Origin of the sequence: uncultured Proteiniphilum sp. (assembly GCF_937873925.1) — a bacterium.
Classification (GTDB): domain Bacteria; phylum Bacteroidota; class Bacteroidia; order Bacteroidales; family Dysgonomonadaceae; genus Proteiniphilum.
Genome location: NZ_CALNAT010000067.1, coordinates 1 through 7,045 on the forward strand (window position 1 = coordinate 1; position 7,045 = coordinate 7,045).

The 7,045-nt window shown below is 46.1% G+C and carries 14 protein-coding genes; all 14 read right to left on the reverse strand.

Annotation, left to right across the window (positions count from 1 at the left end; all coding sequences use genetic code 11):
• Positions 1 to 379 (reverse strand): 30S ribosomal protein S13 (rpsM, locus tag Q0502_RS04525; RefSeq protein WP_298647677.1); only part of this gene is annotated, 379 nt, incomplete at its 3' end.
• 37 nt (positions 380 to 416) lie between these two features.
• Positions 417 to 533: a type B 50S ribosomal protein L36 gene (gene ykgO, locus Q0502_RS04530; protein ID WP_076929107.1), complete on the reverse strand. Its 117-nt coding sequence runs from the start codon at positions 531 to 533 to the stop codon at positions 417 to 419.
• A 165-nt stretch (positions 534 to 698) separates the two neighbouring features.
• Positions 699 to 917 (reverse strand): translation initiation factor IF-1, encoded by a 219-nt coding sequence (infA, locus tag Q0502_RS04535; protein ID WP_019541318.1) that lies wholly within the window; start codon positions 915 to 917, stop codon positions 699 to 701.
• A gap of 17 nt (positions 918 to 934) precedes the next feature.
• Positions 935 to 1,699, reverse strand: a complete 765-nt coding sequence (map, locus tag Q0502_RS04540) for a type I methionyl aminopeptidase (protein WP_298647711.1) — start codon at positions 1,697 to 1,699, stop codon at positions 935 to 937.
• A gap of 29 nt (positions 1,700 to 1,728) precedes the next feature.
• Positions 1,729 to 3,051 carry a preprotein translocase subunit SecY gene (gene secY / locus Q0502_RS04545; RefSeq protein ID WP_298647691.1) on the reverse strand — a complete coding sequence of 441 codons (1,323 nt, stop codon included), beginning with the start codon at positions 3,049 to 3,051 and terminating at the stop codon, positions 1,729 to 1,731.
• Positions 3,052 to 3,055: 4 nt separating this feature from the next.
• Positions 3,056 to 3,502, reverse strand: a complete 447-nt coding sequence (rplO, locus tag Q0502_RS04550) for a 50S ribosomal protein L15 (RefSeq protein WP_298647694.1) — start codon at positions 3,500 to 3,502, stop codon at positions 3,056 to 3,058.
• 118 nt (positions 3,503 to 3,620) lie between these two features.
• The gene (rpmD, locus tag Q0502_RS04555) at positions 3,621 to 3,797 is read right to left on the reverse strand and encodes a 50S ribosomal protein L30 (protein ID WP_298647697.1); all 177 of its coding nucleotides are present in this window, start codon (positions 3,795 to 3,797) and stop codon (positions 3,621 to 3,623) included.
• A 15-nt stretch (positions 3,798 to 3,812) separates the two neighbouring features.
• Positions 3,813 to 4,292: a 30S ribosomal protein S5 gene (gene rpsE, locus Q0502_RS04560; protein ID WP_298647713.1), complete on the reverse strand. Its 480-nt coding sequence runs from the start codon at positions 4,290 to 4,292 to the stop codon at positions 3,813 to 3,815.
• 44 nt (positions 4,293 to 4,336) lie between these two features.
• On the reverse strand, positions 4,337 to 4,681 hold the full coding sequence (rplR, locus tag Q0502_RS04565) for a 50S ribosomal protein L18 (protein ID WP_298647699.1): 345 nt from the start codon (positions 4,679 to 4,681) through the stop codon (positions 4,337 to 4,339).
• A gap of 19 nt (positions 4,682 to 4,700) precedes the next feature.
• Positions 4,701 to 5,255, reverse strand: coding sequence for a 50S ribosomal protein L6 (rplF, locus tag Q0502_RS04570; protein ID WP_298647701.1), 555 nt, complete (start codon positions 5,253 to 5,255; stop codon positions 4,701 to 4,703).
• A 16-nt stretch (positions 5,256 to 5,271) separates the two neighbouring features.
• Positions 5,272 to 5,667 (reverse strand): 30S ribosomal protein S8, encoded by a 396-nt coding sequence (gene rpsH / locus Q0502_RS04575; RefSeq protein WP_298647703.1) that lies wholly within the window; start codon positions 5,665 to 5,667, stop codon positions 5,272 to 5,274.
• A 248-nt stretch (positions 5,668 to 5,915) separates the two neighbouring features.
• A complete protein-coding gene (rpsN, locus tag Q0502_RS04580) occupies positions 5,916 to 6,185 on the reverse strand; it encodes a 30S ribosomal protein S14 (protein WP_298647706.1) in 270 nt (89 codons plus the stop codon).
• 75 nt (positions 6,186 to 6,260) lie between these two features.
• Complete coding sequence (rplE, locus tag Q0502_RS04585; protein WP_298647715.1) at positions 6,261 to 6,827, reverse strand: 50S ribosomal protein L5; 567 nt, start codon at positions 6,825 to 6,827, stop codon at positions 6,261 to 6,263.
• 5 nt (positions 6,828 to 6,832) lie between these two features.
• The coding region (rplX, locus tag Q0502_RS04590) for a 50S ribosomal protein L24 (protein ID WP_298647708.1) at positions 6,833 to 7,045 on the reverse strand (213 nt) is incomplete at its 5' end.

Below are 7,045 nucleotides of genomic sequence, written 5' to 3' on the forward strand. Positions count from 1 at the left end.
ATTTAGTAGCTTTTTTCTTGTTAGCAACGGTTTTCTTTCTTCCCTTACGCGTACGGGCGTTGTTTTTGGTACTTTGTCCGCGTACGGGTAACCCGATACGGTGACGGATACCGCGATAGCAACCAATATCCATCAGTCGTTTGATATTCAGCTGTACTTCGGAACGAAGATCACCCTCCACTTTAAACTCAGTCGAGATGATCTCACGGATACGGGCTGCCTGGTCATCGGTCCAGTCTTTCACTTTGATGTTCTTGTCAACATCTGCTTTTTCTAAAATGATGTTAGCTGCACTGCGGCCAATGCCATAGATATATGTGAGCGCTATTTCACCTCTCTTGTTTTGCGGCAGATCGACACCTACAATTCTTATTGCCATATATTATTTCTAGTTATTTTGATTACTATCTCTTATTCTATCCCTGGCGTTGCTTGAACTTGGGATTTTTCTTATTGATAATATACAAACGGCCCTTCCTTCTCACTATTTTGCAATCGGCCGTACGCTTTTTTAATGATGCTCTTACCTTCATAGATTATATCTTTTTTATCTTTCGAACCTTCGCTCTCCACCTTTCCGGAGGGTTCCCCCACACTGTGACAACAAAGGTCAGAAAATTATCTTTAATTTTTACTCTTTTTTTTATTATGTTTCGGGATCTCAGTGTAATATTTCGAAATTTTCACTTCCTTATCACCTATTTATACCTGAACGAGATCCTTCCTTTCGAAAGATCGTAGGGGGACATTTCCACTCTTACCCTGTCTCCGGGCAGTATGCGTATGTAATGCATCCGCATCTTACCGGAAATATGAGCGGTTATCTCATGCCCGTTTTCCAGTTCTACGCGGAACATTGCATTCGATAATGCTTCGATGATGGTTCCGTCCTGTTCTATCGCTGCTTGTTTAGCCATGAATCGATACTCTGTTTTTAGTTGTTCTGAATAAATTCAAATGTCGATAAGATATCGGCTTCCCCGTTCCGGATAGCAATAGTGTGTTCAAAATGGGCCGACGGTTTATGGTCTTTCGTTCGCACCGTCCATCCGTCATTCTCAAAGACAACTTTCTTGCCACCCATATTGATCATCGGCTCAATCGCGATACAGAATCCGTTCTTAATGAGCGGCCCGGTTCCGCGCCGTCCATAGTTAGGGACTTCCGGGGCTTCATGCATCTGCCTGCCGATCCCATGTCCCACCAGTTCGCGCACCACGGCATAACCGTGTTTCTCGCAGTAGGTCTGGATGGCTGACCCGATATCTCCAATCCTGTTTCCCTCCTTTGCCTGCTCTATGCCTTTGTAGAGCGACTCACGCGTTACACGGAGAAGATTTTTCACCTCCTGGCTCACCTCTCCCACGCAGAATGTGTAGGCCGAATCGCCACAAAAGCCACGCAGTTTGGTACCGCAATCGATCGATATCACATCCCCTTCCACCAACGGTTTGTTATCGGGAATGCCATGTACCACGTTCTCGTTCACGGAAGTACAAATTGAATTGGGAAAACCTCCATATCCCAAAAAAGTGGGAACGGCGCCGTGATCCCTGATGAATTCCTCTGCGATCCGGTCGAGTTGCAACGTGGTAACCCCCGGCCTGATGTATTTCGACAACTCTCCGAGCGTCATCCCTACCAGGCGGTTCGCTTCACGCATGAATTCGATCTCTTCATCGGTTTTCAATGTGATCACTTGGCTATTCATATCTATTCAGCTAAACTTTAATAAGCAGCTATTGATCCTGTCCGTCCTTTAATTTTGGCTCCCGATTTCAGGAAACCATCATAATGACGCATCAACAGGTGACTTTCAATCTGTTGCAATGTATCGAGCACTACTCCGACAAGGATCAGCAGCGATGTACCTCCAAAAAACTGGGCAAATTGGGAATTAATTCCCATCATCCTGGCAAAAGCAGGCAAAATAGCGACTAAAGCCAGGAAAAACGATCCGGGCAATGTAATTCTCGACATGATAGTATCGATATACTCAGCCGTTCTTTTCCCCGGTTTCACTCCCGGTATAAAACCGTTGTTACGCTTCAGGTCTTCCGCCATCTGCACCGGATTCACCGTGATTGCCGTATAGAAATAGGTGAAGGCGATGATCATCGTGGCGAAAATTAAGTTATACCAGAAGCTGGTAAAGTCCATCAGGGAAGCCCAGAACCCGCCCCCTTCACGTGCAGAGAACTGCGCAATGGTGATGGGGATAAACATGATGGCCTGGGCGAAAATGATGGGCATGACGTTTGCCGCATTTACCTTCAGCGGGATATACTGTCTCACGCCTCCATACTGCCTGTTGCCCACGATGCGTTTTGCATATTGCACGGGGACTTTCCTGACACCCTGTACCAGCATAATGGCGGCTGCCGTAACGGCTACGAGGAACAACAATTCCAGCAAGAGCAGGATCAATCCCCCCGGTGCATCGATCAACCGGTCGTACTCAGCCACTAATGAGTGGGGTAAACGGGCTATGATACCGATGAGAATGATAAACGAAATCCCGTTTCCTACCCCTTTATCGGTAATGCGTTCTCCCAGCCAGAGCACAAACATGCTACCACCGGCAAGTATGATCGTGGAAGGTAATATCCAATCCCAGAATCCGCCGGGAATAGCGCTGCCTACAGCTCCATAGAGGTAGGCCGGCCCCTGTACCAGCAAAATGAGCACCGTGAGATAGCGGGTGTACTGATTAATTTTCGTACGTCCGCTTTCACCCTCCCGTTGCATCTTCTGGAAGGCAGGTACCGCGATCCCGAGCAACTGCATCACAATGGATGCCGAGATATAAGGCATGATCCCCAGTGCGAAGATAGATGCGTTGGCAAAAGCTCCTCCGGAAAACATGTCGAGGAGACTCAACAGCCCTGTGCTGGCATTCGCCTGCAATGTCACGAGATGTTCCGGGTTGATCCCGGGCAATACCACGAACGACCCGAACCGGTAAATGGCTACAAAACCTATGGTAATAAGAAGCCTTTTTCTAAGGTCTTCTATCTTCCATATATTCTTAACTGTTTGTACGAATCCCATTTGATTAGAGTTTTACTGCGGTTCCACCTGCTGAAGTAATGGCTTCTTCGGCTGTTTTGGAAAAGGCATGCGCCGTCACTTCCAGTTTAGTCGATAAAGTACCCCTGCCGAGAATTTTCACTAAATGTTTGCGGGATATAAGCCCGGCATTCATCAACACTTCAGGATTGATTTGGGTGAGGTTTTGCGCCTCAGCCAGTTCCTGCAATGTTTCCAGATTGATGGCTTTGTATTCAACTCTTTTCAGAGGTTTGAATCCGAATTTGGGTAAGCGACGCTGCAAAGGCATCTGTCCCCCTTCGAAACCGACTTTCTTTGAATAACCCGACCGCGATTTTTGTCCTTTATGTCCTTTGGTTGAAGTTCCCCCTTTTCCCGATCCGGAGCCGCGGCCAATCCGTTTGCGGGTTGTGGTAGAACCTTCAGCCGGTTTTAAATTCGATAAATCCATTGTATATTGTCTTTATTTATTTTAATTTTTAACTCCATTGATTTTCTGTCGTCATTCGGCATAGTATAAGCAAGCTTGCCTCTGCCCTCATTCCTAAGAAAATTCAATTATCAATCAATTATTCCACAATCGTTACCAGGTGCTGCACTTTGCGTACAAGTCCTCTGATGGAGGGCGTATCCTCATGCTCCACTACACGGTTCATTTTGGTAAGTCCCAAAGCGTCCAACGTTTTTTTCTGATCTTTAGGAGCCCCTATTCTGCTTTTTGTCTGTTTTACTTTTATTGTAGCCATTTCAGATTCCTTTTTTTATCCGTTAAACACTTTTTCTAAACTCACGCCCCTGTTCTGGGCTACCGTGATAGGATCTCTCAACTCGGTCAACGCAGCAATCGTCGCTTTCACCAGGTTGTGCGGATTGGAGGATCCTTTGGATTTAGCCAACACGTCGGTGATACCTACACTCTCGAGTACGGCACGCATAGCACCCCCTGCTTTTACTCCGGTACCGGTAACAGCCGGTTTCAGAAAGACTTCGGCGCCTCCGTAATGGGCTATCTGCTCATGCGGGATAGTTCCTTTATATACCGGAACCTTGATGAGGTTTTTCTTGGCAGCTTCCACACCTTTGGCGATGGCCGTAGTTACTTCACCTGCTTTACCCAGACCCCAGCCTATGATGCCGTCTTCGTTTCCTACAACAACCATAGCGGCAAATGTGAACGTACGACCACCCTTCGTTACTTTGGTGGTACGGTTGATCGCCACTAAACGGTCTTTCAGTTCAATATCGTTGGTCTATTTTACTTTGTTTATTACTCCTGCCATGATCGTTAAAATTTAAGTCCGCCTTTACGGGCTGCATCTGCCAATTCTTTAATACGTCCGTGATAGAGGTAACCATTCCTGTCGAAAGTTACCAGTTCTACTCCGGCTTCCCTCGCATTCTGAGCAATCAGTTCGCCCACTTTGGCTGCGATCTCTTTCTTAGGAAGTTTCTCTTCCAGTTTCAGAGAAGATGCCGATGCCAATGTTTTGCCGGTGGTGTCGTCGATCACCTGGGCATATATCTGTTTATTGCTTCTGAATACCGAGAGGCGGGGTCTCTCGGGAGAACCCTGTACTTTACCGCGTACCCGCGTTTTTATCTTTATTCTTCTTTCGTTCTTTGTTAACATAGTGAATTCAGTTTACGTGTTATTTGGATGCCGTCTTACCGGATTTGCGACGTATCTGTTCACCCACGAAACGCACACCTTTTCCTTTGTATGGTTCCGGTTTCCGGAATGAACGGATCTTGGCACATACCTGGCCCAGTAGTTGTTTATCACAGGACTCCAGCAAAATAAGCGGATTCTTGTTCCTCTCCATTTTGGTTTCGACTTTGACCTCTTTAGGCAATTCCATGAGAATACTGTGCGAATATCCCAATGATAACTCCAAAACCTGTCCGCTATTGGTTACACGATAACCGACACCCACAAGTTCCAGTTGCTTACGGAAACCTTCCGAAACACCAATCACCATGTTATTTAATAAAGAGCGGTAGAGGCCGTGCAACGAACGGCTCTCTTTTTCATCGTTAGGCCGTTCAATGGTAAGCACGCCATCGTTTACTTCGATCTTCATGTCGCTGCTCACCTGCTGGTTCAGTTCGCCTTTCGGGCCTTTCAGCGTAATCACATTATCTTTTCCGATTGTCACTGCAACTCCTGCAGGCAATGTGATGGGTAATTTTCCTATTCTAGACATATCTCTCTCCTTCAAATTAATAAACGAAACACAAAACTTCTCCGCCCACTTTTTGTTCGCGGGCTTCTTTATCGGTCATTACTCCATTTGAAGTAGACAGTATGGCAATACCCAAACCGTTGAGCACACGGGGCATATCCTTATGTCCCACATATTTGCGCAAACCGGGAGTAGAAACGCGTTCCAGTTTCTTGATTGCATTCACTTTGTTTACAGGATCGTATTTCAAGGCAATCATAATGCTGCCCTGGGGACCGTCCTCTACGAACTTATAGTTCAGTATGTACCCCTTTTCGAAAAGTATCTTAGTGATATCTTTCTTTAAATTCGATGCGGGTATTTCCACCACTCTGTGCTTTGCCATGATGGCATTTCTTAGCCGCGTCAAATAATCTGCTATTGGATCTGTCATATATTGAAAATTTAAATTGATCCCGACCACCGGGACAATATTTAGTTCACTTTGTTCACGATAGTTATAAGCTTCGCTTATGATAAATGCTCGCTTCGCTCACGATATGCAACTTTGTTGAGATATATTCACTTCGTTCATGATAGTTACTCGATAGTTACTCGCTCCGCTCGTGATATTACTATCCTATTTATCGTGCGAAGCACATTATCGCGAAGCATTATCGCGCGAAGCGCATTATCATTATTCTACCAGCTTGCTTTCTTTACCCCGGGTATCAACCCTTTCGATGCCATTTCGCGGAACTGGATACGTGAAACGCCAAACTGGCGCATATATCCTTTCGGGCGGCCGGTAAGCTTACAGCGGTTGTGCAAACGTACCGGTGAGGCGTTCTTGGGTATGGTCTGAAGTGCTTCGTAATTACCTTCCGCCAGATATTTCGCTCTTTTTTCGGCATAGCGGGCAACCATTTTGGCTCTCTTCACCTCGCGGGCTTTCATTGATTCTTTTGCCATTATCTACTGTTTTTTGTTCAATTTCATTTAGTCAATCGCTCGCTATGGCATAGGCCAAGCAAGCTTGTCTTTTGCTCATTTAGCTTGACGCGCTTGTTCTGTTTTAAAAGGTAATCCGAATTCTCTCAGGAGGGCATATCCCTCTTCGTCGGTGGCAGCGGTAGTAACAAATGTAATATTCATCCCCAGTAAACGGGAGATATTATCAATGTTGATCTCCGGGAAAATGATCTGCTCTTCGATACCCAGCGTGTAATTGCCTCTTCCGTCGAGTTTAGCATTGATTCCCTTGAAGTCGCGAATACGGGGCAGCGCCACACGTACCAGCCTTTCGAGGAACTCATACATTTTATCGTGGCGCAGTGTTACCCGAACACCGATGGGCATTTTCCTACGCAGTTTAAAATTCGAAATATCCTTGCGGGATACAGTGGCTACTGCCTTCTGTCCGGTAATGGTCGTCAGTTCGTTGATAGCCGTTTCAATGATCTTCTTGTCGGCAACAGCTATACCCAGCCCCTGGTTGATCACGATCTTCTCGAGTCTGGGGACCTGCATCACGGTGGTGTAGTTGAATTCCTTCACCAGCGCAGGAACAATACGCTCTTTATAATCTTTTTTTAAGCTTACTTCGTATGTTATAGTACTCATTTAATCTCCTCCCCCGATTTTTTAGCGTAACGAACCAATTTGCCTTTACTATCTGTTTTCCGTCCAACGCGGGTAGGTTTACCGGTTTTGGGATCTACCGGATTCAGGTTTGAGATGTGCACGGATGCCTCTTTCTTCTCAATCCCTCCGTTCGGATTCTGGGCGTTGGGCTTGGTATGTTTCGATACAATGTTCACGCCTTCCACCAC

What these genes read in the sequence shown, in the direction of transcription:
- ykgO (WP_076929107.1), bottom strand. Translation starts at nt 533, where the DNA reads ATGAAGGTAAGAGCATCATTAAAAAAGCGTACGGCCGATTGCAAAATA.
- infA (WP_019541318.1), bottom strand. Translation starts at nt 917, where the DNA reads ATGGCTAAACAAGCAGCGATAGAACAGGACGGAACCATCATCGAAGCA.
- secY (WP_298647691.1), bottom strand. Translation starts at nt 3,051, where the DNA reads ATGGGATTCGTACAAACAGTTAAGAATATATGGAAGATAGAAGACCTT.
- rplO (WP_298647694.1), bottom strand. Translation starts at nt 3,502, where the DNA reads ATGGATTTATCGAATTTAAAACCGGCTGAAGGTTCTACCACAACCCGC.
- rpmD (WP_298647697.1), bottom strand. Translation starts at nt 3,797, where the DNA reads ATGGCTACAATAAAAGTAAAACAGACAAAAAGCAGAATAGGGGCTCCT.
- rplR (WP_298647699.1), bottom strand. Translation starts at nt 4,681, where the DNA reads ATGTTAACAAAGAACGAAAGAAGAATAAAGATAAAAACGCGGGTACGC.
- rplF (WP_298647701.1), bottom strand. Translation starts at nt 5,255, where the DNA reads ATGTCTAGAATAGGAAAATTACCCATCACATTGCCTGCAGGAGTTGCA.
- rpsH (WP_298647703.1), bottom strand. Translation starts at nt 5,667, where the DNA reads ATGACAGATCCAATAGCAGATTATTTGACGCGGCTAAGAAATGCCATC.
- rpsN (WP_298647706.1), bottom strand. Translation starts at nt 6,185, where the DNA reads ATGGCAAAAGAATCAATGAAAGCCCGCGAGGTGAAGAGAGCCAAAATG.